Raw genomic sequence first — 23216 nt, 5'->3', positions numbered from 1 at the left:
CTATGTCCCGGCCCAGTACGCTGCCCGCACCTCCCCCTCCGCGAAGTCCCGGCGCGGCAGACGCAGGCCGAGGGACTCCTCCAGGGCGTGGAAGTACAGCTCGAACGTGCTGGTCAGTTCCGGGTGGTCCAGCTCGGCACGGCGTACGGCCCGGTTGAGGAAGTCCAGTTCACCGCCCCGCAGATACGGGGCGCAGCCGCGCTCGTACCAGATCAGCTCCAGGATGCCCCAGTCGTCGTCGACCCGGCGGCCGTCCCTCATGTAGTCGAAGGTGTAGATGGCCTTCGCGGAGGTGGCGGTCAGCCGCACGTTCTCCTTGATCCCGAGCGCCTCGTACGCCTCCTTGTCGGCGAAGGACCCTTGCGGCGTGTCGTGGTACAGCAGGTAGGTCCACTCGCCCGCCTGCCCGAAACAGCAGCTCTCCCACTGACGGTCCCCGCGGGCCCGGCCGTTGTCCACGGCCTGGAGGTCCTTCAGCCGCGTTCCCGCCGCGAGTTGGGCGGGATCGGCCCCGTGCAGCAGGGCCAGCCGCTCGGCGTCGACGGTTTGCCCGGGCGCCGCGCGGAAGAAGTCAAGGTTCGTATACGGGGCCTGCTCCCGCCAGGACCCGGCTATCCAGGCGAGCCCCTCCAGCGGGTCGCGCCCGCACGCCTCCACCGTCCCCGTGTCGTCCAGGCCACCACTGCGGAACCGTCGGCCCCACGTGGGATCGATCCGGTCCAGGGCGTCGGCCACCTCCCCGAGGCTGCCGCCGCGCCGACGTATCGCGGCCTCGGCGATCAGGTAGAGCACCTGCTCTAGGTCGCGGGTGGCGAAGACCTCCCGGTAGGGACCGTGACGGCCGCGAACCGTGCCGTCGTCCTCCACCAGCAGGCACAGGCCGCCGCCGTCCGCCTCCGCCTCCCCCGCCTCCTCGGCGAACTCGGCCAGCTCCTCGAGCTCGTCCTCGGATTGCGCCACCGGCGGCAGACCGACGCCGTCGAGCAGGGCATGGCGCGCGGCCGTCCGCTGCCAGGCCTCCGCGAGTGTCCGCTGATTGATCTCCATGACGTCAAAGTACAAGGGGCCACTGACAACAGGCCGACCCCGCGCACCGGTTCACCACACGCGGCCGCCGAGGACCGGCACGGGACCACCCGTCGCCGCGAGCAGCACCATGGCACGATGCCTGGCGTGATCGGATGGATGAGCCGTACGCCCCGGCCGGTGGTGGCTGTGGTCTGCGTGATCGCGGCGGTGCTCATCCTCGTGGGCGGCGTCGCGCACGTCGCCGACCTCGTACGTCATGGTCTGCGGCCCTACGCGTGGGCCCCGCACCTGCTCAACCTCTACTGGTCGTCGCTCGCCGTCCTCGATCCGCTCGCCGCCGTGCTCCTGCTGCGCGGCAGACGGCTCGGCCTCGACCTCGCCTGCGGTGTCATGGTGACCGACCTGGCTACCAACCTGTACGCCGCCTACGGACTCCTCGACCGTGGGTTCCTCGCCGAGCCGGGGCTCCAGCGGATTTCCGCCTTCGCCGTGTTCGTGCTCGGGTCGGCGCCGTTCGTCCGCAGGCACCTCGCGCCGTCGCGCCGGCCTCCTTCCGGTGAGCCCGCGCCCGGTGAGCCCGCGTCCGGTGAGCCCGCGTCCGGTGAGCCCGCGTCCGGTGAGCCCGCCTAGCCCGCCGGGGCCAGGAGCGGTTCGAGCGTGGCGGCCCACTCCGGGTACAGCTCGGTCTTCTTCCCGTGCAGCGCCATGATCCTGGCGTCCAGTTCCGGGTCCATGTCGTCCGAGACGTCCGGGCCGATCGCGATTCGGGCCAGGTGCGGAAGGATCTCGTCGTCCCCCGCCAGATGGACCGGGTCGTGCATGTACCGCTCCAGGGCGTCCAGGTCCTCGATCGCCACGCAGTAGGCGTGGGTGAAGTCGTCGCCGGGGCCGATCAGGCTCTGGCCCACCGTCGCGAAGGAGACGGATTCCACCGAGGCCGTACGTCGCATCAGGCCGAGCACATGGGCCTTCCGCTCCTCCGTCGCCCCGTCCTTGAAGGTGAACCGCAGCATGTGGACGATCATCGTTCGCTCCTTCTTATTGAACGCATGCGTTCAGAAAAGCTTCCCGATTGGTAACCATCAACCCCTAGACTGAACACATGAGTTCAGTCGAGTCAAGGGGTTCCCGGGCCGCCCCGCGCCGACGTGCCGACAAGCGCAAGGCGATCCTGGACGCCGCGTTCCTCGTCTTCGCCCGGCGCGGGTACGCACAGGCGTGCGTGCAGGAGGTCGCGGAAGAGGCGGGGGTCGCCAAGCCGACCGTCTACAACCACCTCGACGACAAGGAGACTCTCTTCCGCCACGCCGTCGAAGCGGCCGCCGACGTCCTGCTGGCCGAACTCCTCGCCGCGGTCGAGGAGTTGCGCGACCGCGCGGCCGAGCAGGACCCACGCGCGGCGATGACGGACCTCGCCGTCCGCCTGGCCCATATCTGCTGCGGCGAACGCGCCGTCGCCCTGCGGCGGCTGACCTACGCCGAGGCTCCGCATTTCGCCGATCTGGCCGATGCCGTCCAGGAGCGCACCGCCCGCCGGCCCCTCGCCGCGCTGGCCGACCGCCTGGCCCGGCTCACCCTCTCCGGCCGGCTGCGCCCGTGCGATCCGGAGCAGGCCGCCGGCCACTTCTTCGCCCTGCTCACCGGCCCACTGGAGCTCCTGTCCCGACTGGGCGCACGGCCCGTACCGGCGGCCGAGCTGCGGTCCACGGCGGAGGGGGCCGTGGACGTCTTCCTGCGCGCGTACGGAGACGCCCCGAGCGGGTGCGCCCCGGGCGGGTGACCCTGCGACGAGGGCACCGCAGGCCCCGGCCCGGCCGCCTCCCGTTCCGCCGCCTCCCGTTCTGCCCCCTCCCGTTCTGCCCCCTCCTGTTCCGCCCCCGTTCCGCCTTGCGCGCGAGGCCGCCGCGATCGCCTTCTCCTTGCGTTATCAGCAAGCTGATATGCCCCTTGCGCAATCCAGCCGTACGCTCGACGGCATGGCTCACCACGCACACCCCTCGGCCCCCGCTCACGGTCACTCCACCCACACCCACACCCACGGCTCCGACGCGACGCCCAACGGCCTCCCCGAGATCCTCGACCTCGACGCCGCCCTCTTCGCGCCCCACCTGACCGCGCTCACCGGGCGTATCGCCTGTCTGGCCGGTGACGACGTCCAGCACATCGTCGACCTCGGCTCGGGCACCGGGACCGGCACGTTCGCCCTGCTGGAGCGGTTCCCCACCGCCCGGGTGACCGCCGTCGACAGCTCCCCCGCGATGCTGGAGCGGCTCGCCTCGGCGGCCCGGGACCGGAGGCTGGGCGACCGCGTGCGCACGCTGGAGGCCGACGCCGGTGCGGGGCTGCCCGGGGTCGTCGACGCCGACCTCGTCTGGGCGGCGGCCTCCCTGCACCACCTGGACGACCCCGCGACCGCCCTCGCCGGTATCCGCGCCGCGCTGCGCCCCGGAGGGCTGCTGGCCGTCGCCGAGGTGGACGGGATGCCGAAGTTCCTGCCCGAGGACGGGGACGCGGGTGAGCTGGAGGCCCGCTGCCGCGAGGCCCTCGGTGGCCTGCACGCCGAGCGGCTGCCGCACCGGGGGGCCGACTGGGGCTCCCTGCTGGCGGCCGCCGGCCTCCCCGTCGAGCAGGAACGCGCCGAGCGGTGGGAGCTGCGCACCCCGCTGCCGGAGGGCGCCGGCCGGTACGCCTACCTCGTCTTCGAGCGGATCCGCGGCACGCTCGAAGGGCGCATCGGCGCCGGCGACCTGGCCGCGCTCGACCGGCTCATCGGCGGCGGGCCCGAGGACGTACGCCACCGGGACGACCTCGTCGTACGGTCCACCCGTGAGACGTGGATGGCCCGCCGCCCCACCTGAGCCGAACGGGAGCCCGAACGCCTTTCAGCTGGTGACCGCGACGACCGTGCCCGCCGAGATCGCCGCCACCGTCCGCAGCACCGCGGCGTTCACCGCTTCCGCGCCCCAGCTGCTCTGCTCCAGTTCCTTCGCCCGCTGGTAGACCTGGCCGGACCACGGGACGGAGCGGTGCAGGGTCGGCAGCGTGCCGCTCGCGGAGAGCAGTCCCGTCAGCGCCGCCGTACGGTCGTCGGGTTCCGCGCCGTCGATCAGGACGGCCCGGACCTTCTCCACCAGGGCCTTCTTGTACCCGGTGTCCGCGACCGTCGTCGACGTCGTACGGAACAGACCCAGCGTCTTCTTGGTCTCCTGGCGCAGCATGCCCCGCTCGACGAGCCGGTCGAGGACCGTCTCCCGCATGCCCGTACCGATCTCGATGAGGAGGGTCTGGACGCCGCGCACGCGCTCGCCGACCTTCGCATGCGCTGCCCGGAGCAGTGGATCCGACGGCGTACGACCGGCGACGGCGTGGACCTTGACGCCGTTCAGCCCCTTGTCGTTCTCATCGGCCCTGATCCGGCCGCCGAGGCCGAGCTCGACGAGGACCGCGCCGCCCAGCGTGTAGTACAGCGTGCCCGCCCCCGCGATGGCCCCCGACCTGTCGTCCATCATCAGCAGCGTCAGGTCTTCGACGATGAGCAGGCCGTGCTGATTCTCGTACGCGTTCCCGTTCTCGTACGCGTTCCCGTCCTCGTCCTCGTACTCGTTCCGCTTCTGCATGGTCCGTTTCCAACCGTCGGGTTCGGCAACGCGGGCTTTCGTTCACGCTAGGCCCGGAGGCGCGCGGAGGGCCCTGCGTCCTGTCACCACTGTTCATGACAGACGTCATATCCGGCTCCGGGGCAAGGCCGCCCGACCTCACGGCAGCGCCGATAGCATCCGGACGAGACCCGAATGGATGAGGAGCGACGCGTGCGATTCGCACTGGAATCACTGTTCACCGACGTGCCCGCCGAGCAGATCGCCGAAGCTCGCGCCTTCTACCGGTCGAGGGCGGCGGGGCGGGGACCCGGCACCTTCGAGGAACTCAAGGAGGCGCGAGCGAAGAAGCCCGCACCTCGTGCGACCGTTCCGCCTGCCGTCGAGGAGACGATCGAGGCCGCCGGAGTGCGTGTCCCGGTCCGGATCTTCCTGCCGGCCGATGGCCGTCCGCCCCAGGGTGTCTACCTGGGCATCCACGGCGGCGGCTTCTACATGGGCACCGCGTCGCAGGGCGACGAACGCCACCGCGATCTCGCGGACGCCCTGCACATCGCCGTCGTCGCCGTCGACTACCGACTGGCGCCCGAGCATCCCTGGCCGGCCGCGCCCGACGACTGCGAAGCGGTGGCGCTCTGGCTCGTCGAGCAGGCCGAGGACCGTTTCGGGACCTCCCGGCTCGCGATCGGCGGAAGCTCGGCGGGCGCCACCCTCGCCCTGGCGACCCTGCTCCGGCTGCGCGACCGGGGCATCGCCGACCGGTTCACCGGGGCCGCGCTCCGCTTCGGCGCCTACGACCTGAGCGCACAGACTCCGGGCGGCCGGCTGTACGCGGACGAGTACTTCATCCACGCGTACGTCGGCCACGTGCCGGACCGCGACCGCACCCTTCCCGACATCTCGCCCCTCTACGCCGACCTGAGCGGCCTTCCCCCGACACTGCTGGTCGTCGGCAGCGACGACGTCCTGCTGGAGGACAACCTGATCATGGCCGGGCGGCTGTCGGCGGCCGGCAACGACGTCGAGCTGCGCGTCTACCCTGCCTCGCCCCACGGCTTCACCGGCCATCCCACCGCCCTGGCCGCCACCGCGATCGACGGCGTCACCTCCTGGCTGCGTGACCGGATCAGCGGTCACCTCTGACCCGGGCGTGCAGATGCATGTCGTGCCGCCCGTCGTCGTGCACGGCCGCGTTGCGCTTGGTGCCCTCCAGCCGGTAGCCGGCCTTCGTCGCGACCCTGCACGAGGCGTGGTTACGCGTCGAGTGGTCCAACTCCAGGCGGTAGAAGCCGACGTCGTCCAGGGCCCACGCGCTGAGCACCGCGAGCGCCCGGGTGGCCACGCCCGCTCCGCGGGCGGCCGGGAGCACCCAGTACGCGGCGATCGCGACGCCGTCGTCGAAGTCCAGACCACGCAGCGCCATCCGGCCGAGCACTTCGCCGTCGTCGCGCGCGACGGCGAAGTGGCAGCCCTTCTCGCGCTCCCAGTCCTGGCGGTACGCGGCGAACCACTCCTCCACCTGGGCCTCGCTCGTAGGACGGTTCGGATGCCAGCGGCGCGTCTCGTCGTCCTGGTAGGCGGAGAGGAACGCCGCCGCGTCGGCCCGCTCCCAGGGGCGCAGCAGCAAGCCGTCGTCGTCCGTGAGCACGGGCTGCGGGGCACCGGAGAGGGAGCCGGAGGCCATGGCGGGAGGCGTCGACAGCGTACGAGTCATGGCCTCATGATCCCCCGGCGACGAACCCGGGCCCGTGCTCTTACGGTCGCAGCCGGACCAGCCCCGGTCCCGACGGGTGACCCGGCTCGAAGGCGTCCGGGATCCCCAGCCTCAGGCCCCGGCTCCGGGCGACCCGGTGGACGTCCCGCAGCGAGTGCGCCAGCGCGGCGGCGACATGGCGGAGCTGGACGGCTGTGGACCCGTCGTCCGCGACCATGTCGTCGGCGTGGTCGAGGAGTTCGTACGCCATACCGAGCTGCATGGCCTCGACCTTGTCGGCCTCACGCGAGACCTTGCCGTCGCCGTTGCCGAAGACGTAGCACGGCCTGCCTGCCGTGCCGGCCCAGGGGAGCAGGCGGACGGTGGTCGGCAGTTGTTCGTTCATGAGGGCGTCAACTCCGTGAGCAGTGGGGGCGAATTCTTCGCTGCGTAGCGATCCACTCACAGCGTGCGAGCGGCGCGGCTAGGCTCGCCAGAGGGTTTGTGGTGACACCGCGTTCGTCGCACGGGAGTTGGCTGTGAGTAATACCTATGGCGCATGGTTGAAGGCTCAGCGGGAAGCGGCCGGCCTGACCCAGCAGCAGCTCGCGGACCTGGCGATCATGACGCGGTCGCATATTTCGCACATCGAGGCCGGTCGTCGCATGCCGAGCGAGGAGGACGCCCGGCGGCTCGACATGGCCCTGGGGACGGGCGATGTGCTGACCACCTTCCGCCCCGGCGCGGACAACGAAGTGCTCGCGAACTACTTCGCACCTGTACAACACCTTGAGCAGCAAGCGACGGTGATCCGTGAGTTCGCGCCCTCGCTGGTTCCGGGAATCCTTCAGACCGAGGCGTACGCACGAGCGGTTCTCGGCAGAGCGTTTCCCTCAATGAGCCCCGCGGAACGTGACAGGGCGGTCGTCGCACGCCTGAAACGCGCCCAGATCCTCGAGAATCCGGCGACACCGGTGGTCTGGGCAGTGCTCGACGAGGCAGTGCTACGACGCCCGGTCGGCGGTGCAGCAGCCATGGCCGAGCAGATCGACCACATCGTCGCCCTGACGGAATCGGAACGCATCCGCACGCATGTGATGCCGCTGGGACTCGGATACCACCCGTTGCTGGACGGGATGCTGACGTTGATGTGGTTCGACGACCAGCCTCCGGTCGCCTACAGCGAAGGGCTGCGGATGGGGAAGCTGCACGATTCGCCATCCGTGGTCGAGGCGTTCCAGGGCAACTACACTCTCGGCCTGAGCGACGCGCTGCCGCTGAAGGAGTCTCTGGCAGCGATGAAGGCGACATCGAAGGGCTTCAGAGACCATGGCTAGCGAAACCGTTCCGATGACGTCGCTCCTCGACGACTGGCGCAAGTCGTCCTACAGCAATGGTGACAGCGGCAGCTGCCTGGAGGTCCAGGACCACCACCCCACCGCCGTCCCCGTCCGCGACTCCAAGGTCCCCGGCGGGCCCGCCCTGCTCATCCCCGCCGCCGGGTGGACCTCCTTCGTGGACGCGGTCAAGCGCGGGGCCCTCTCCGCCTGACCCGGAAGAGCAGGCGGAGAGGGCCCTGAGGGCTGGCGCCCTCGCCTCACTCCCCCACGTACTCCGCCAGGTGTTCGCCCGTCAGGGTCGAGCGGGCCGCGACCAGGTCGGCCGGGGTGCCCTCGAAGACGATCTTGCCGCCGTCGTGGCCCGCGCCGGGGCCGAGGTCGATGATCCAGTCGGCGTGGGCCATGACCGCCTGGTGGTGCTCGATGACGATCACCGACTTTCCGGAGTCGACCAGGCGGTCCAGCAGGCCGAGGAGCTGCTCGACGTCCGCGAGGTGCAGGCCGGTGGTCGGTTCGTCGAGGACGTAGACGCCGCCCTTGTCGGCCATGTGCGTTGCCAGCTTCAGGCGTTGGCGTTCGCCGCCGGACAGGGTGGTGAGGGGCTGGCCGAGGCTCAGGTAGCCGAGGCCGACGTCCGCCAGGCGGTCGAGGATCTTGTGGGCCGCCGGGATCGCCGCCTCTCCGGAGCCGAAGAACTCCTCGGCCTCGGTGACCGACATCGCGAGGACCTCGCTGATGTCGCGGCCGCCCAGGTGGTAGTCGAGCACCGAGGGCTGGAACCGCTTGCCCTCGCAGTCCTCGCAGGGGCTGGAGACGCTGGCCATCATGCCGAGGTCGGTGAAGATGACGCCCGCGCCGTTGCAGGTGGGGCAGGCCCCCTCGGAGTTGGCGCTGAACAGGGCGGGCTTCACGCCGTTGGCCTTGGCGAAGGCCTTGCGGATCGGCTCCAGGAGGCCCGTGTACGTCGCCGGGTTGCTGCGGCGGGAACCCTTGATGGGGCTCTGGTCGACCGAGATGACGTTCTCGCCCGCCGGGATCGAGCCGTGGACGAGCGAGCTCTTTCCGGAGCCGGCGACGCCGGTGATGACGGTGAGGACGCCGAGTGGGATGTCGACGTCGACATCCTGGAGGTTGTGCGAGGTCGCGCCACGGATCTCCAGGGCACTGGTGGACTTGCGCACCTCGTCCTTGAGGACGGCCCGGTCGTCGAGGTGGCGGCCGGTGACGGTGTCGGAGGCGCGGAGGCCTTCCAGGGTGCCTTCGAAGCAGACGGTGCCGCCCGCCGTACCGGCCCCGGGGCCGAGGTCGACCACGTGGTCGGCGATGGCGATGGCTTCGGGCTTGTGCTCGACCACCAGGACCGTGTTGCCCTTGTCGCGCAGGCGCAGCAGCAGGTCGTTCATGCGCTGGATGTCGTGCGGGTGCAGGCCGATGGTGGGCTCGTCGAAGACGTACGTGACGTCGGTGAGCGAGGAGCCGAGGTGGCGGATCATCTTGACGCGCTGGGCCTCGCCGCCGGACAGGGTACCCGAGGGGCGGTCCAGGGCGAGGTAGCCGAGGCCGATCTCCACGAAGGAGTCCAGCGTCTGCTGGAGGGCTTCGAGGAGAGGGGCGACCGAGGGTTCCTTCAGGCCGCGGACCCACTCCGCGAGGTCGCGGATCTCCATCGAGCAGGCGTCGGCGATGGAGATCTTCTTGATCTTCGAGGAGCGGGCGCCCTCGGTGAGCCGCGTTCCCTCGCACTCCGGACAGGTGGCGAAGGTGACCGCGCGGTCCACGAACTCCCGGATGTGGGGCTGCATGGACTCGCGGTCCTTGGACAGGAACGACTTCTGGATCTTGGGAATCAGCCCTTCGAAGGTGAGGGTCGAGCCCTCGACCTTCACCTTGGTCGGCTCCCGGTAGAGGAAGTCCTGCATCTCCTTCTTGGTGAACTTGGCGATCGGCTTGTTCGGGTCGAGGAAGCCGGAATCCGCGTAGATCCGTACGGTCCACCAGCTGTCCGACTTCCAGCCGGGGATGGTGAACGCGCCCTCGGCGATCGACTTGGAGTCGTCGTAGAGCTGGGTGAGGTCGATGTCGGAGACCGTGCCGCGGCCCTCGCAGCGGGGGCACATGCCGCCGGTGCGGCTGAAGGTCGCCTTGACGGCCTTCTTGTTGCCGCGCTCGACGGTGATCGCGCCGCTCGCCGTCACCGAGGGGACGTTGAAGGCGAACGCGCCGGGCGGGCCGATGTGCGGCTTGCCTAGCCGGCTGAAGAGGATGCGGAGCATGGCGTTGGCGTCGGTGGCGGTGCCGACCGTGGAGCGCGGGTCGGAGCCCATGCGCTGCTGGTCGACGATGATCGCGGTCGTCAGCCCGTCGAGCACGTCGACGTCGGGGCGTGCCTGCGTGGGCATGAAGCCCTGGACGAAGGCGGGGTAGGTCTCGTTGATCAGCCGCTGGGACTCCGCGGCGATGGTGCTGAACACCAGCGAGCTCTTGCCCGAGCCGGATACTCCGGTGAACACCGTCAGCCGGCGCTTCGGGAGCTCGATGCTGACGTCCTTCAGGTTGTTCTCCCGCGCACCGTGCACGCGGATCAGGTCGTGGCTGTCGGCAGCGTGCGGCGCGGGCGGCTGCTGGGTCTTCGTTCGCGGAGCCATGCTCGTTGTCTCTCCATAACTGGCCATTAGCTGGTGCGCGGAGCCTGCTGGTGCTGACTGCTGGTGCTGATCGGTGGTGGTGGCTGCTGGTGCTGACTGGTGCGCGGAGCCTAGTGGTCGTGCGTGAGGGCCGGGGCCCGCATCGGGCCCCGGCCCCTGGTGGGGCGGGTGCTACTTCTTGGCCTGGGTGATGCGCAGCATGTTGCCGGAGGGGTCGCGGAAGGCGCAGTCGCGGACGCCGTACGGCTGGTCGATCGGCTCCTGGAGCACTTCGCCACCCGCCGCGCGGACCTTCTCGAAGGCCGCGTCCACGTCATCGGAGGAGAGGATGACGCCGCGCAGCATGCCCTTGGCGAGCAGCTCGGCCATGGTCTGCCGGTCGGCGGCCGGGGCGTTCGGGTCGGCGAGCGGGGGTTCGAGGACGATCTCCACGTCGGGCTGCGCGGGGGAGCCGACGGTCACCCAGCGCATGCCTTCGAAGCCGACATCGTTGCGCACCTCCATTCCGAGGGCGTCGCGGTAGAAGGCGAGCGCCTTGTCGTGGTCGTCGACGGCGATGAAGCACTGCGAAAGGTTGATGTCCATGCATTTCACGCTACGGGCGGGCGGTGGGATTCGCTTCTCCATTCCTGACCGGTCGTGTGAGCATCTTGGCCACGCACGCGGGGATGGTCTCGCCCGCGTCGTGGGAGCGGGCCCGGTAGGCGCTCGGGGTCTCCCCGACCAGCTCCGTGAAGCGGGAGCTGAACGAGCCCAGCGACGTACAGCCGACGGCGAAGCAGACGTCCGTGACCGACAGGTCGCCCCGGCGCAGCAGGGCCTTGGCCCGCTCGATGCGGCGGGTCATGAGATAGCTGTACGGGGTCTCGCCGAAGGCGGCGCGGAAGCTGCGGGAGAAGTGGCCGGGCGACATCAGCGCGGCGCGGGCCAGCGAGGGTACGTCGAGCGGTTCGGCGTACTCGCGGTCCATGCGGTCGCGGGCCCGACGCAGCCGGGCCAGGTCCTCCAGCCTCACTCCTTCACCTTCCTCTCCTCACCCTCCCACGGCCGCCGGCGCCCGGCCCGTCATCCGGAAACCGGTCGCCGAACCGGTCACCACTCGCGCTCGGCGATCAGCTTCTCCGGGTCCGCGTCCGTGAAGCCGTACGCCGTCGCGATCGTCCAGAAGGCCTCGCCTATCTCCTCGCGGGCGACCGTCTCGATCTCGCTGTCCGCCGCCTCGAACTCCGCCTCCAGATCGTTGAAGGCCTCGGTCGCCACCGCGGTCAGCGCGTACAGGGCGGTGAGGTCCTCGGGCCGCTCGGCCTCGATCCGCTCGCACAGGGCGTGCAGGATCGCCGTTCCCTTGTCCAGGAGGTGGTCCGGGAAGTAGTCGTCCTCGTACAGCAGGGCCATGAAGGTGTGGCCCGTCAGCTGCTCGTTCGTGATCGTCATGGTGCTCCCCCGGTGCGGTCCGTGCGCCGTCGTTCACACGCCGTCGTTCGCCGTTCTTCGCCGTTCTTCGCCGTCGTTCCGATACTCCCCCATGCCACTGACAATCGGTCCGGGTGCCGAGCATCACCCTGGACAGCGGCCACAACCGGCGGGTAACTTCGAAGGGAGTCTGAGCAAGCGCTTAGCCCATGACCGCAAGTTCTGCGAATCGACTGCCGACCTAGGAGGCATCCCGTGCGCCGTACGGTATTCAACGAGGACCACGAGGCGTTCCGGGAGACCATCCGCGCCTTCATCGCGGCCGAGGTCGTGCCGGTCTACGACGAGTGGTTCGCCGCGGGCCAGGTGCCGCGCGACTTCTACCTCAAGCTCGGCGAGCTGGGCATCTTCGGCATCGAGGTCGACGAGGAGTACGGCGGCGCGGGCATCGACTCGCACAAGTACGAGGCCGTCATCTACGAGGAGACCGCCCGCGCGGGCGTCTCCTTCGGTGGCTCCGGTGTGCACACGCTGCTCGGCCTGCCCTACGTGAAGATGCTCGCCACCGACGAGCAGAAGAAGCGCTGGCTGCCGAAGTTCGCCACCGGTGAGGAGATGTGGGCCCTCGCGATGACCGAGCCGGGCACCGGCTCCGACGTCGCGGGCATGAAGACCACCGCCAAGCTCTCCGAGGACGGCACGCACTACGTCCTCAACGGCGCGAAGACCTTCATCACCGGCGGCGTGCACGCCGACCGCGTGATCGTCTGCGCCCGCACCGCCGCCCCGCGCGAGGACGACCGCCGCTTCGGCATCTCCCTCTTCGCCGTCGACACCACGTCGGAGGGCTACTCGGTCGGCCGCAAGCTCGACAAGCTGGGCCTGAAGACCTCCGACACCGCCGAGCTGGCGTTCGTCGACGTCAAGGTCCCGGTCGAGGACCTCATGGGCGAGGAGAACAAGGGCTTCGGATACCTCGGCACCAACCTGGCCTCCGAGCGCTGGGGCATCGCCTTCGGCGCGTACGCCCAGGCCGCGGCCGCCGTCCGGTTCGCCTCGGACTACGTGCGGGAGCGCACGGTCTTCGGCAAGACGGTCGCCTCGTTCCAGAACACCAAGTTCGAGCTGGCCGCCTGCCAGGCCGAGGTCGACGCGGCCCAGGCCGTCGCCGACCGCGCGCTGGAGGCCCTGGACGCCGGTGAGCTGACGGCGGCGGAGGCCGCGTCGGCGAAGCTGTTCTGCACCGAGGTCGCCCACCGCGTCATCGACCGCTGCCTCCAGCTGCACGGCGGCTACGGCTTCATGAACGAGTACCCGATCGCCCGCCTGTACGCGGACAACCGGGTCAACCGCATCTACGGCGGCACCAGCGAGGTCATGAAGTCGATCATCGCCAAGTCCATGGGTCTGTAAGGGGTTACCTTCCCTCCATGAACGAGAGTCCCGATCCCGATCCCCTGCTCGATCTGCTCCACCTGCTCGACCTGGAGCAGATCGAGCGGGACATCTTCCGGGGCGTGAGCCGCAGTGCGCTCGTGCCCCGGGTGTTCGGCGGCCAGGTCGCGGCCCAGGCGCTCGTCGCCGCGGGCCGCACCGTCCCCGCCGACCGGGCCGCCCACTCCCTCCACTCGTACTTCCTGCGGGCCGGCGACCCCGGCGCGCCCATCGTCTACAGCGTCGACCGCATCCGCGACGGGAAGTCCTTCACCACCCGCCGCGTCGTCGCCGTCCAGCACGGGCAGCCGATCTTCCACCTCTCCGCGTCCTTCCAGACGTACGAGGAGGGCATGGAGCACCAGGCGCCGATGCCCGCCGCCCCGGACCCGGAGACCCTGCCGACGGCCGCCGAGATGCTGCCCCGGTACGCGGACCGCTTCAGTGATCCGGGGGTCGTGGACCGGCTCATCGAGGCGCGGGCCGCGGTGGACCTGCGGTACGTGGACGAGCCGCCGTTCGCCACGGTGGGCGAGGCCCGCGATCCCCGTTCGCAGGTGTGGTTCCGGACGAACGGCAAGCTCGCCGACGACCCGCTGCTGCACGTGTGCCTGGCCACGTACGTCTCGGACATGACCCTGCTCGACTCGGTGCTGCTCGCCCACGGGCGGGGCGGCTGGGCGGTCGGGGACGTCGTCGGCGCGAGCCTGGACCACGCGATGTGGTTCCACCGGCCGTTCCGGGCGGACGAGTGGCTGCTGTACGACCAGGAGTCCCCGTCGGCCTCCGGCGGGCGCGGACTTGGCCAGGCCCGTATCTACACCGCCGACGGGCGGCTGGCGATCACGGTCATCCAGGAAGGCGTCGTCCGCGTCCCCCGGGGATGACGCGCCCCCGGGGGACGCCCTCGGGGGACGCCCCCGGGATGAGCACCACCTGAAGTGCCATTTCGGACATACTCCCCACCATGAGTGACGCGAGAGCGGGCAGTGAAACTGATGGTGGGGAGTCCACTTTCACGGTGATCGTGGCGGCCGTCGCCAACCTCGGCATCGCCGTGGCGAAGGCCGTCGCCGGGCTGATCAGCGGCTCCAGCGCGATGCTCTCCGAGGCGGCCCACTCGGTCGCCGACACCGTCACCGAGGTCATGCTCCTCACCGCGCTCAAGCGGAGCGAGAAGCCGGCCGACGAGGACCATCCCCTCGGCTACGGCCCCGAGCGCTACATCTGGGCGATGCTCGCGTCCATCGCCACCTTCGTCGGCGGAGCCGTCTTCTCGATCTACGACGGGGTGCACACCCTGGTCGCGGGCGAGGAGCTGGGCGATCCGCTCGTCTCCTACCTCGTCCTCGGCGTCGCCTTCCTGCTGGAGGGCTACTCGCTGCGCACCGGGGTCAAACAGGTGCGGCGCGAGGCGTCACGGCTGCGGGTGCCGGACACGTACTACCTGCGGCACACCCCGGACACAGCGGTGAAGGCCGTCGTCATGGAGGACTCGGCGGCCCTGATCGGGCTGCTGCTGGCGGCGGGCGGTCTGCTGGGCGGGCAGCTCTCCGGCTCGGGGGTCTGGGACGGGATCGCGTCCTGCCTGATCGGGGTGCTGCTGGTGTACGTGGCGTGGGTGCTGGGCCGCTCCAACGCGCAGCTGCTCATCGGCCGGCCGCTGCCTCCGGCGGTGCGGGCCGGGGTGCGCGAGGAGCTGCTGTCGGTGCCGCACATCGTGGACGTACTGGAGCTGACCACGCTGATCCAGGGGCCGGACGAGATCCTGATCGCCGCGAAGGTCGACTTCCGGGACATGGCCACGGCCGCGGAGGTCGAATGGGCCTGCGATGAGGCGGAGGCGCAGTTGCGCGAGCGGTTCCCGTCGGTCCGGCGGGTCTATCTGGACCCGACGCCGGGGCGGGCGCAGCGGTTGCGACAGCGGCCGGAGTCCGGCTCCTGAGTGTCACGGTCGCGGCAGCCCCCCGGCTCCTGGGTGCTCACGCTCACGGGGTCAGCTCCGCCACCGTCTTCGCGATCCGCCGCTCCCGGGTCTCCTGCGCCTTCGCGCCTTCGATGGACGTGACGTGCGCCTTCTGGCGGCTGGGCGAGAGCGCGGCGAACGCCTCCGCCGCCCCGGGGGCCGCCGCCAGCGCCGCCGCGAGGTCCTCGGGCGGTTCCACCGTGCGGGGCGCGGTGTCGAGGGTCAGCTCCACCTCGATGGCATCGCCGCCGCCGATGCCGGTCTCCTTGCGTTTGTCGGAGCTGAACGGGATGAGGTACTGGCCGCCCATCGGGGCGATCGTCGAGCGGTACGCGTAACCGTTCACCGTCACGTTCACCGGGGGGCGCTTGCCGGCTCCGAGAGCCTCGACCACGGCCTCCGGGACCTCGATGCCGGTGTTGTTCCCGGTCTGGAACATCGTCGTGCTGAACTTCATGGCCTCGCCCTTCGTCTGCGTCGGTGTCAGTAAAGACACCCACCGGGCCCGAAACTCATCGCCGCACCGGCCGCTACGCGGCGGGCTCCTCCACGGGCTCCGGCTCCTCCTCCAGCAGCCCCGCCGCGTGCAGCAGGTACTCCGTCATCGGGTCGTAGAAGCGCGGGTCGGTGACATGGTCGTCCAGCGGGACCGTGACCTGGAGGGTGCCCTCCGACTCGCCGAGGAAGAGGGCCGGGTCGTTGCAGTCCGCGTAACCGATCGCGTCCAGCCCCCGCTGCCCCGCGCAGCCCGCCCAGCCGTGGTCGGCGACGACCAGATCGGGCAGCGGGCGGCCGAGGTGGGCCATGGCGTCCAGGATGGCGGCCATCGGGGCCGGGGAGTGGGTGTGCCAGAGGGTCGCCCCGCGTTCCAGCATCGCGACGTCGGCGAACTGGAACACCATGCCCTCGTCCGCCATCAGCCCGGACGGGATGCGGACGATCTCGCAGCCCGCGCGGCGCAGCGCGTCCGCCGTCTGCCGGTGCACGTCCAGCAGGCCGCCGGGGTGCCCAGTGGCGAACAGGACGCGCTCGCGGCCGTCGGCGGCCTTGCGCAGCCGGGCCGCCATCCGCTCCAGGGCGTCGACCGTCAGCTCGGGGTCGATCGTGTCCTGGCCCTGCCGGTGGGCGGGGTCGTCGTTGACGCCGCAGCGCTCGGCCATCACCGCGAGCACGTCCTGCTCGTCGGTCCAGCGGTCGCCGAGCTCCAGGCCCAGCCAGTAGTGGCGGTCGCCGTTGGCGAGCTTGCGGTAGTGGGAAAGGTTGTTGTCGCGTGGCGTGGCAACGTCTCCCGCGATACGCGTACGGACGAGGTGGTCGACGAGGGCGGCACGGCTGGGTATCGGCATGGACCCATTGTGCCGTCCGGTGTGCGGGGCGTGCCCGGTGTCTTGCCCGGCGGACGGCCCGGCGGACGGCCCAGGAGCCGGTCCGGGAGCCGGTCAGGTGTCGGCCCGGCAAGTCTTCCGGGACTGTTCACCCTCGCGTGACCTGCTTCTTCCCCCGCCGGGCGGGTGCCGGGCTCGAATGGAACCACCCAGAGGTCTGGACCAATTGAGTCGCGCCAATCCGTTGTCTCATTCCGCCCGTTGCAGCCCTCTCGGGTAAGTGGTCTATACCTCTGGCCGTAGGGTGGGCCATCGGAAACGGGCACAGAAAAACGGGCACATACGCAGCCGTGGGGGGCTTTATGACCGTGCATCACCTTCCGCAACCTCCGTCCGACGACGAGCTCTACTGGTACTTCGGGCCGCAACGCCGGTGGGTGCTGGTGAGCAGCTCCCTGGCCTTCGTGTTCACGGCGGCGACGATGTTCACCTTCGCGTTACGGACCCCCGCACTGTGGGCGTTCCTCGCGATCCTCGGGCTGAACGTCGTGGCCCTGCTGCTGTCCTCCGTGAACAGCCTGCGTCAGCGCCGGCTGACCCGCTCCTCGCACGAGGTGCTCGTCCGCGCCTGGCGGCCCGCCGCGCTGCCGGACGTGGACCTCTATCTGCCGACCTGCGGCGAGCCGCTGCCCGTCCTCGCCAACGCCTACCGCGCGGTCGCCGCCCTCGACTGGCCCGACGCGCTCACCGTCTGGGTGCTGGACGACGCCGACCGGGCCGAGGTGGCGGCCCTGGCGGCCGAGCACGACTACCGGTACGTCGTACGCCCCGACCGGGGACACCTGAAGAAGGCCGGGAACCTCAACCACGCCCTCACGCTGTCCGACGCCGAGTTCATCGCCATCCTGGACGCGGACTTCGCGCCCCGGCAGGACTTCCTGCGCCACCTGGTCCCCTATCTCGCGGACCCCGCCGTCGGCATCGTGCAGAGCCCGCAGTGCTTCGACACCGACGCGGGCATGGACTGGATCCAGCGCGCCGCCGGGGCCGCGCAGGAGTGGTTCTTCCGCTGGATCCAGCCCTCGCGGGACGCCAGCGACGCCGCGATCTGCTGCGGCAGCAACGCCGTCTACCGGCGCTCCGCGATCGACCTCGCGGGCGGCTTCGCCCGGCTCGACCACAGCGAGGACCTGTACACCGGACTCGCCCTGCACGAGCGGGGGTTCCGCACCCAGTACGTCCCCGTCCTGGTCGCCAAGGGCACCTCGCCGGACACCGTCACCTCGTTCGTCAACCAGCAGTACCGGTGGGCGATGGGCAACCTGCACCTCCTCGGCACCCCGGTGCTGAAGCGGATGGGCGCGCCCTGGCGGATGCGGCTGTGCTTCTACGAGGGCGTCGTCGGCTACCTGACCACGGCCGTGAACACCTTCGCCGCGCCGCTGCCTCCGCTGGTGATGATGTTCTGGTACCCGGACCACGTCCGGCCCTGGCACGTCCTGCCGCTCCTCGCCCCGCTGTGGCTGTGGCACGTGCTGCTGCCCCGGATCAGCCGGACCCGGTGGCGGGTGGAGGTGATCCGGGCCAACGTCCTCACCAGCGTGGCCGCCGCCACCGCATTCTGGCACACCCTGCGCGGCCGCAGCGCCGCCTGGGTGCCCACGGGGGCGCAGAGCAAGGAGCCCCGGAGCGGCGGGAGTTCGGGGTCGATGGCCCGGCGGGTCGTCGGCGTCTCGCTGGGCTGGCTCGTCCTGTCCAACGGGGCCGCCGCGGCGGGCCTCGCCCTGGCCGTGGCCCGTAACGGCTGGGAGCCCAACTGGGGCCTCGGCCTCTACCTCCTGGTCCAGCTGCAGATCAACGTGCCCCTGATCCGGGACCTCACCCGGGACCTGTCCCTGTCCCTGTCCAGGTCCCGGCCGCGGTCCCGGCCCCCGGGCCGTACGGGCATGCTGCCCCGCCGCTGGCCCGAGGCCCTCGCCGCCTCCGCCGTCCTCCTGCTCACCGGCCTGCTCGCCTCCGGGTGGGTCGACCCGATGCTCCCGTGGCTGAGTTGAGCCGCCCCGAAAGGCGCCACCCGATGCCCTTCCTCCTTGCACCCGGACCCCGCCGAAAGCGGTCCGCCGCCGCGTCCGTCACACCCCTGCGCTCGGGCGGCGAGTCCGGGCCCAGCCCGCACCGGTCCACGTTCCGGCCCGACATCGAAGGTCTGCGCGCGGTCGCCGTGCTGGCCGTTCTCGCCTTCCACGCCCAGATACCGGGGGCGGCGGGCGGCTTCGTCGGCGTGGACGTCTTCTTCGTCATCTCCGGCTATCTGATCACCGGGCTCCTGGTCCGGGAGGCGATCACCACCGGCCGGATCCGGCTCGGCGACTTCTTCTCCCGCCGGGCCCGGCGGCTGCTGCCCTCCGCCGCCGTCGTCCTCGCGGCGGTCGCGGTCGCCGGGGCATGGTTGACCGTGCCGCTGCTCCGCGCCGACCTGGAGCAGGACGTCCTCGCGGCCGCCCTGTCCGTCGCCAACTGGCGGTTCGTCGCCCAGCAGACCGACTACCTGGCCGCCGGGCACGACCAGAGTCCGCTGCTGCACTTCTGGTCGCTCGCCGTCGAGGAGCAGTTCTATCTGTTCTGGGCCCCGCTGCTGGCGGTGGCCGTGCTGGTCGCCGCCCGTGCGGTCCGCCGGGGGCGGGCCGTGCGCGCGGTCGTGGCGCTCGCGACCGCCGCCGTGGCCGTGGCCTCGTTCGCGCTGTCCCTGCACTGGACGCGGGACTCCGTCTCGCTCGCGTATCTCGGAACGCCTTCGCGGGTCTGGCAGTTCGCCGTCGGCGCGCTGCTGGCGCTGCTGCCCTGGCACCTGCTGCGCGGGCCGCGTCCGCTGCGGCTGGTGTGCGGATGGGCGGGGGCGGCGGCGATCGTCTGGTGCGTCGTGGCGTACGACGCGTCGACCCCGTACCCCGGTCACGCGGCGCTCGTCCCCACCCTGGGCACGGCCGCCGTCATCCTCGCCGCGATCCCGGGCCGGGGCGAGCGCGACGCCCAAGGGGCCTTCGGCGTCGGGCGGTTGCTGGCGGGGCGGGCCCCTCGAGCGGTCGGGCGGCTCTCGTACACCCTCTATCTGTGGCACTGGCCGGTGCTCGTGCTCGCCGAGGCCCGACTCGGGGCGCTCGGCTGGCCCGCGAAGGCAGCGCTGACACTGGCGGCCGTCCTGCCCGCCCTCGCCACGATGCGGTGGGTCGAGCAGCCGCTGCGCCGCAGCCGTACGGTCTCCGAACTCCCGCGCCGGGGACTGGCGGTGGGGGTCTCCGCCATCGTCCTGCCGGTGGTGCTCGCGCTGGTCGTCGGCACCACGACCCTGCATCTGCTGGGCCCGGCCACCCCGGTCGACGTCAAGGGCCTGCCGCCGGGTGCGACCGCCGGTCCTTCGCTGCTGGCCCGGACCGACGGCTCCGCGCTCGCGGACGGCCCGCTGGTGCCGGGCCCCGCCCAGGCGCGCAAGGACTTCCCGCCGGACGGGGCCTGCCAGGTCGCCCCGGCGGTGACCCGCAGCCCGGAGTGCCTGTTCGGGGCGGTGGACAGCCCGGACCGGGTGGTCCTGCTCGGCGACTCGCACGCCGGCCAGTGGTTCTCGCCCCTGCTCGCACTGGCCTCCCGGCGCGGCTGGGCGCTTCAGGAACTGGTGAAGCAGGGTTGCCCGTTGCCGCAACTTACGGTCACGAACCCCCAGTTGGGGCGCGTCTACCGGGAGTGCGACAGCTGGCGGGCCGACGCCCTGGACCGCCTGCGTACGGGGCCGAAGCCCCGGCTCATCGTGATCGCCTCGCTCAACCGGTACACCGCCGACGAGAAACTCCTGACCGCCGCGTGGGAGAAGACGCTGAAGCCGCTGCGGGCGACCGGTGCCCCGATCGTGTACATCGAGGACACTCCCGTACCGGGGACGGATATCCCCGCGTGCGTCTCCGGCGCTCCGGATGACGCCGCCGCCTGCGCGTTCAGCCGGGCGGACGCGATGCCGGCCGACCCGCTGGCGCGGCGGATCGCGGCGGGTGCGGTGCCGGGCGTACGGTCCGTCGGCGTGAACCCGGTGCTGTGCCCGGGGGACGGCCCGACCTGCCCGGCGGTACGGGACCGGATCCTGCTCTACCGGGACGACGCCCATCTGACGAACGCGGCGGCCATCGTGCTGGCCCCCCGGCTGGAGCGGCTGCTGACGGAGTCGGGCGCGCTGCCCGCGACGGGCGCCACCGCAGCCGGGGCGGACGGGTCGGACGGCTGGACCGAGCTGCTGCGGGACGACTTCGACGGGCCGAAGGGCGGCCGCCCCTCCGCCGCGAACTGGCAGTACGACCTCGGCACCTGCTACCCCGGCTGCCCGGCACCGCAGTGGGGCACCGGCGAGATCGAGACCATGACCGACTCGACCGACAACGTGCGCCTGGACGGCAGGGGCGTACTGGAGATCGTCCCCACCCGGCGGAACGGGCAGTGGAGTTCGGGGCGGATCACGACCGTGCGGTCCGACTTCGCGCCGCCGCCCGGCGGGGCGCTCCGGATCGAGGCGTCGCTCGCGCTGCCGGACGCGACGGGGCCGGGGGCGGCGGGCTACTGGCCCGCGTTCTGGACCCTGGGCGGCTCACTGCGCGACGGGTACACCGGCTGGCCGGGGGTCGGCGAGCTGGACGTGATGGAGTCGGTCAACGGCCGGGACACCGTCTTCGGCTCGATGCACTGCGGGGTCCTGGACGGCGGCCCGTGCGAGGAGCCCGTGGGGCTGACGTCGGGTCCACAGGCGTGCGCGGACTGCCGTACGGCGTTCCGTACGTACGCCGTCGAGGTCGACCTCTCCCCCGGCGCGGAGGAGGTGCGCTGGTATCGGGGCGACCGGGTGTACCACCGGGTGCGGGCCGACACGATGGACGCCGGGACCTGGAAGCGGGCGGTGGACCACGGGGTGTTCCTGATCCTGAACGTGGCGATCGGCGGCAAGCTGCCGGAGGCGGACGGCGCGACGGTGGCCCCCGCGACCGAGCCCGGTCACCCGATGCGGGTAGACCACGTCACCGTCTCGGTCAGGGGCTGAGACTCCGGTCCGGGCTCGGGCTCGGGCTCGGGCTCGGGCTCGGGCTGAGGCCTTCGACGGTGAGCGTGAACAGGCGGTCCGCCTGGATCGCCGGCTCGGCGTGGTGCTCGGTGGCCAGGGCGATGCCGACGGCGAGGGTGATCAGGTCGTGGAAGGTGACGCCCGGCCTGACCACCTCGTCGCGCAGGGCCCGGCGGAGCAGCGGGGTGGCCGCGTCCTCGATCGCCGTGCCGCAGGAGTGCGGCGCGGGGTCGTCGGTGGGGGGCTCGTAGGTGAGGGCGTCCGCGAGCCCCCGGGCGGAGACGGCGTACCGCACCAGGTCGTGCAGCCACTCCAGCAGAGCGGCCCGGCCGTCCTCGGCCCGGCTCAGCTGGTCGGCGCGCTCGCAGAGGGCCTGGATCCGTTCCTGGAAGACCGCTTCGAGGAGGGCCTGGCGGGTGGGGAAGTGGCGGCGCACGGTGGCGGAGCCGACGCCCGCGGTACGGGCGACCTGTTCGAGGGAGGCGGCAGCACCGTGCCGGGCGACCTCCGCCTCGGCCACGGCCAGGATGCGGCTGTAGTTGCGGCGGGCGTCCGAGCGCTGACCGGTCACATGCTCTCCTTGCTAAGTGGTGGGCCCCGCCATATCGTAGCGAGTGCGAAACGGTGGGCCCCGCCGTTTTCTGTTTCGCGGTCCCGCCACCGATTTCCGACGGTCCCGCCGCCGATTTCCGACGGTCCCGCCGCCGCTCCGCCGCTTCCCGAGGAGACACCGCCATGGCATCACCGGCATCATCGGCATCACTGACATCACGTACCGCCCCCGTACTGGTCACCGGCGCCACCGGTCGCCAGGGCGGCGCTGTCACCCGCGCCCTGCTGGCCGCCGGTGTGCCGGTGCGCGCCCTGGTGCGCGACCCGCACACCCCGCGCGCGCAGGCCGTCGAGGCGCTCGGTGTCGAGCTGGTGACCGGAGACCTCTCCGACCGGTCCTCGCTGGATCCCGCCTGCGCCGACGTGCGCGCGGTGTTCTCGGTGCAGATGCCGCCGATGGACGAGAGCGGAGTCGACTTCGCCGGGGAGCTGGCGCAGGCGACGAACCTCATCGAGGCGGCGCGGGCCGCGGGCGTACCGCAGTTCGTCCAGTCCTCGACCAGCGGCGTCGGGCGGCACACGGAGACACCGGGCTGGGCGGAAGGCCGATGGGCGGCGATGGAGCCCTACTTCGACACCAAGCTGGCGATCCTGGAGAAGGTGCGCGGGGCCGGCTTCGCCCGCTGGTTCGTGGTCAAGCCCGCGTTCTTCATGGACAACCTGCCTCAACTGGCGCCCGAGGGGCCCGGGGGCGGCCTGGCGACGGTCATCCTGCCGGAGACGGTGCTGGCGCTGGTGGCGACCGAGGACATCGGCGCGGCCGTCGCCCACGCCGTACGGGAACCCGACCGCTTCCACGAGGTGGAGCTGGAGCTCGCGGGCGACCGGCTCACGATGGAGCAGGTGGCCGGGGTGCTGTCCACGGCGTGGGGCGTACCGCTGAAGGCCCCCTCGATGGACCTCGACGAGGCGCTCGCGGCGGGCATGCCGGCATGGGGCGCCGGTCACCTGTGGAGCAACGCCATCACCCAGCCGGCCCGCCCCGGACTCGCCGAGGAGCTCGGGATTCCGGTGACCTCGTTCGCCGTCTGGGCGCAGCGGCACCTGACGGCGGCGGCCTGACAACGA

Annotated in this window: 24 protein-coding genes; 12 read left to right on the top strand and 12 right to left on the bottom strand. The window is 71.5% G+C overall.

The window, feature by feature from the left end; all coding sequences use genetic code 11:
* The gene (locus ACIQPT_RS25480) at positions 1–1047 is read right to left on the bottom strand and encodes a hypothetical protein (protein ID WP_401158799.1); all 1047 of its coding nucleotides are present in this window, start codon (positions 1045–1047) and stop codon (positions 1–3) included.
* A gap of 117 nt (positions 1048–1164) precedes the next feature.
* On the opposite strand from ACIQPT_RS25480, the gene ACIQPT_RS25475 reads away from it, so the two are divergent.
* Entirely contained in the window at positions 1165–1659 is a 495-nt protein-coding gene (locus tag ACIQPT_RS25475) for a hypothetical protein (RefSeq protein WP_401158798.1), read from the top strand.
* Here the strand turns inward: ACIQPT_RS25475 and ACIQPT_RS25470 are convergent.
* Positions 1656–2054 carry a Dabb family protein gene (locus tag ACIQPT_RS25470; protein WP_401158796.1) on the bottom strand — a complete coding sequence of 133 codons (399 nt, stop codon included), beginning with the start codon at positions 2052–2054 and terminating at the stop codon, positions 1656–1658. The two genes, ACIQPT_RS25475 and ACIQPT_RS25470, sit on opposite strands and share 4 nt — an antisense overlap.
* A gap of 77 nt (positions 2055–2131) precedes the next feature.
* Here ACIQPT_RS25470 and ACIQPT_RS25465 point away from each other — a divergent pair, with 77 nt between their 5' ends.
* Positions 2132–2809: a TetR/AcrR family transcriptional regulator gene (locus tag ACIQPT_RS25465; protein WP_401158795.1), complete on the top strand. Its 678-nt coding sequence runs from the start codon at positions 2132–2134 to the stop codon at positions 2807–2809.
* 196 nt (positions 2810–3005) lie between these two features.
* Positions 3006–3887 (top strand): class I SAM-dependent methyltransferase, encoded by an 882-nt coding sequence (locus tag ACIQPT_RS25460; protein ID WP_401158793.1) that lies wholly within the window; start codon positions 3006–3008, stop codon positions 3885–3887.
* Positions 3888–3911: 24 nt separating this feature from the next.
* Here the strand turns inward: ACIQPT_RS25460 and ACIQPT_RS25455 are convergent, their stop codons facing one another.
* Entirely contained in the window at positions 3912–4646 is a 735-nt protein-coding gene (locus ACIQPT_RS25455; RefSeq protein WP_401158791.1) for a GPP34 family phosphoprotein, read from the bottom strand.
* A 192-nt stretch (positions 4647–4838) separates the two neighbouring features.
* Between ACIQPT_RS25455 and ACIQPT_RS25450 the strand changes: the two genes are divergently transcribed.
* On the top strand, positions 4839–5768 hold the full coding sequence (locus ACIQPT_RS25450) for an alpha/beta hydrolase (protein ID WP_401158788.1): 930 nt from the start codon (positions 4839–4841) through the stop codon (positions 5766–5768).
* Here the strand turns inward: ACIQPT_RS25450 and ACIQPT_RS25445 are convergent.
* Positions 5752–6339 (bottom strand): GNAT family N-acetyltransferase, encoded by a 588-nt coding sequence (locus tag ACIQPT_RS25445; protein ID WP_401158786.1) that lies wholly within the window; start codon positions 6337–6339, stop codon positions 5752–5754. The genes ACIQPT_RS25450 and ACIQPT_RS25445 overlap by 17 nt on opposite strands.
* Positions 6340–6379: 40 nt before the next feature.
* The gene (locus ACIQPT_RS25440; RefSeq protein ID WP_401158784.1) at positions 6380–6724 is read right to left on the bottom strand and encodes a hypothetical protein; all 345 of its coding nucleotides are present in this window, start codon (positions 6722–6724) and stop codon (positions 6380–6382) included.
* A 133-nt stretch (positions 6725–6857) separates the two neighbouring features.
* Here ACIQPT_RS25440 and ACIQPT_RS25435 point away from each other — a divergent pair, with 133 nt between their 5' ends.
* Positions 6858–7655: a helix-turn-helix domain-containing protein gene (locus tag ACIQPT_RS25435; RefSeq protein WP_401158783.1), complete on the top strand. Its 798-nt coding sequence runs from the start codon at positions 6858–6860 to the stop codon at positions 7653–7655.
* Positions 7648–7869: a DUF397 domain-containing protein gene (locus ACIQPT_RS25430; RefSeq protein ID WP_401158781.1), complete on the top strand. Its 222-nt coding sequence runs from the start codon at positions 7648–7650 to the stop codon at positions 7867–7869. The genes ACIQPT_RS25435 and ACIQPT_RS25430 overlap by 8 nt, the downstream gene beginning before the upstream one ends.
* Before the next feature lie 46 nt (positions 7870–7915).
* Here the strand turns inward: ACIQPT_RS25430 and ACIQPT_RS25425 are convergent, their stop codons facing one another.
* From ACIQPT_RS25425 to ACIQPT_RS25410, 4 genes are all read right to left on the bottom strand, one after another.
* Positions 7916–10303: an ATP-binding cassette domain-containing protein gene (locus tag ACIQPT_RS25425; protein ID WP_401158780.1), complete on the bottom strand. Its 2388-nt coding sequence runs from the start codon at positions 10301–10303 to the stop codon at positions 7916–7918.
* 171 nt (positions 10304–10474) lie between these two features.
* Entirely contained in the window at positions 10475–10888 is a 414-nt protein-coding gene (locus ACIQPT_RS25420) for a VOC family protein (RefSeq protein WP_401158778.1), read from the bottom strand.
* A gap of 10 nt (positions 10889–10898) precedes the next feature.
* Complete coding sequence (locus ACIQPT_RS25415; RefSeq protein ID WP_401158776.1) at positions 10899–11318, bottom strand: helix-turn-helix transcriptional regulator; 420 nt, start codon at positions 11316–11318, stop codon at positions 10899–10901.
* A gap of 77 nt (positions 11319–11395) precedes the next feature.
* Positions 11396–11737: a DUF5713 family protein gene (locus ACIQPT_RS25410; protein ID WP_401158775.1), complete on the bottom strand. Its 342-nt coding sequence runs from the start codon at positions 11735–11737 to the stop codon at positions 11396–11398.
* A gap of 234 nt (positions 11738–11971) precedes the next feature.
* Between ACIQPT_RS25410 and ACIQPT_RS25405 the strand changes: the two genes are divergently transcribed.
* The 3 genes from ACIQPT_RS25405 (at position 11972) to ACIQPT_RS25395 (ending at position 15095) form a co-directional block, all read left to right on the top strand.
* A complete protein-coding gene (locus ACIQPT_RS25405; protein ID WP_401158773.1) occupies positions 11972–13129 on the top strand; it encodes an acyl-CoA dehydrogenase family protein in 1158 nt (385 codons plus the stop codon).
* Positions 13130–13146: 17 nt separating this feature from the next.
* The gene (locus ACIQPT_RS25400; RefSeq protein WP_401158772.1) at positions 13147–14037 is read left to right on the top strand and encodes an acyl-CoA thioesterase; all 891 of its coding nucleotides are present in this window, start codon (positions 13147–13149) and stop codon (positions 14035–14037) included.
* Between the two features lie 80 nt (positions 14038–14117).
* A complete protein-coding gene (locus tag ACIQPT_RS25395) occupies positions 14118–15095 on the top strand; it encodes a cation diffusion facilitator family transporter (RefSeq protein WP_401158770.1) in 978 nt (325 codons plus the stop codon).
* A 43-nt stretch (positions 15096–15138) separates the two neighbouring features.
* Here ACIQPT_RS25395 and ACIQPT_RS25390 read toward each other — a convergent pair whose 3' ends face one another.
* Positions 15139–15573, bottom strand: a complete 435-nt coding sequence (locus ACIQPT_RS25390; RefSeq protein ID WP_401158769.1) for a YdeI/OmpD-associated family protein — start codon at positions 15571–15573, stop codon at positions 15139–15141.
* A gap of 73 nt (positions 15574–15646) precedes the next feature.
* Positions 15647–16462, bottom strand: a complete 816-nt coding sequence (locus ACIQPT_RS25385; protein WP_401158768.1) for a phosphatase — start codon at positions 16460–16462, stop codon at positions 15647–15649.
* Between the two features lie 341 nt (positions 16463–16803).
* Between ACIQPT_RS25385 and ACIQPT_RS25380 the strand changes: the two genes are divergently transcribed.
* Complete coding sequence (locus ACIQPT_RS25380) at positions 16804–18495, top strand: glycosyltransferase family 2 protein (RefSeq protein ID WP_401158766.1); 1692 nt, start codon at positions 16804–16806, stop codon at positions 18493–18495.
* A gap of 23 nt (positions 18496–18518) precedes the next feature.
* Positions 18519–21515, top strand: coding sequence for an acyltransferase family protein (locus ACIQPT_RS25375; protein WP_401158764.1), 2997 nt, complete (start codon positions 18519–18521; stop codon positions 21513–21515).
* On the opposite strand, the gene ACIQPT_RS25370 is transcribed toward ACIQPT_RS25375, so the two are convergent.
* A complete protein-coding gene (locus tag ACIQPT_RS25370; protein ID WP_401158762.1) occupies positions 21505–22107 on the bottom strand; it encodes a TetR/AcrR family transcriptional regulator in 603 nt (200 codons plus the stop codon). The genes ACIQPT_RS25375 and ACIQPT_RS25370 overlap by 11 nt on opposite strands.
* A gap of 191 nt (positions 22108–22298) precedes the next feature.
* On the opposite strand from ACIQPT_RS25370, the gene ACIQPT_RS25365 reads away from it, so the two are divergent.
* On the top strand, positions 22299–23210 hold the full coding sequence (locus tag ACIQPT_RS25365; protein ID WP_401158850.1) for an NmrA family NAD(P)-binding protein: 912 nt from the start codon (positions 22299–22301) through the stop codon (positions 23208–23210).
* The last annotated feature ends 6 nt before the right edge of the window (positions 23211–23216 follow it).

The organism is Streptomyces sp. NPDC091289 (assembly GCF_044757365.1).
Classification (GTDB): domain Bacteria; phylum Actinomycetota; class Actinomycetes; order Streptomycetales; family Streptomycetaceae; genus Streptomyces.
Note: the sequence above shows the minus strand (reverse complement) of the source record. Positions and strands in the feature narration are given on the sequence as shown.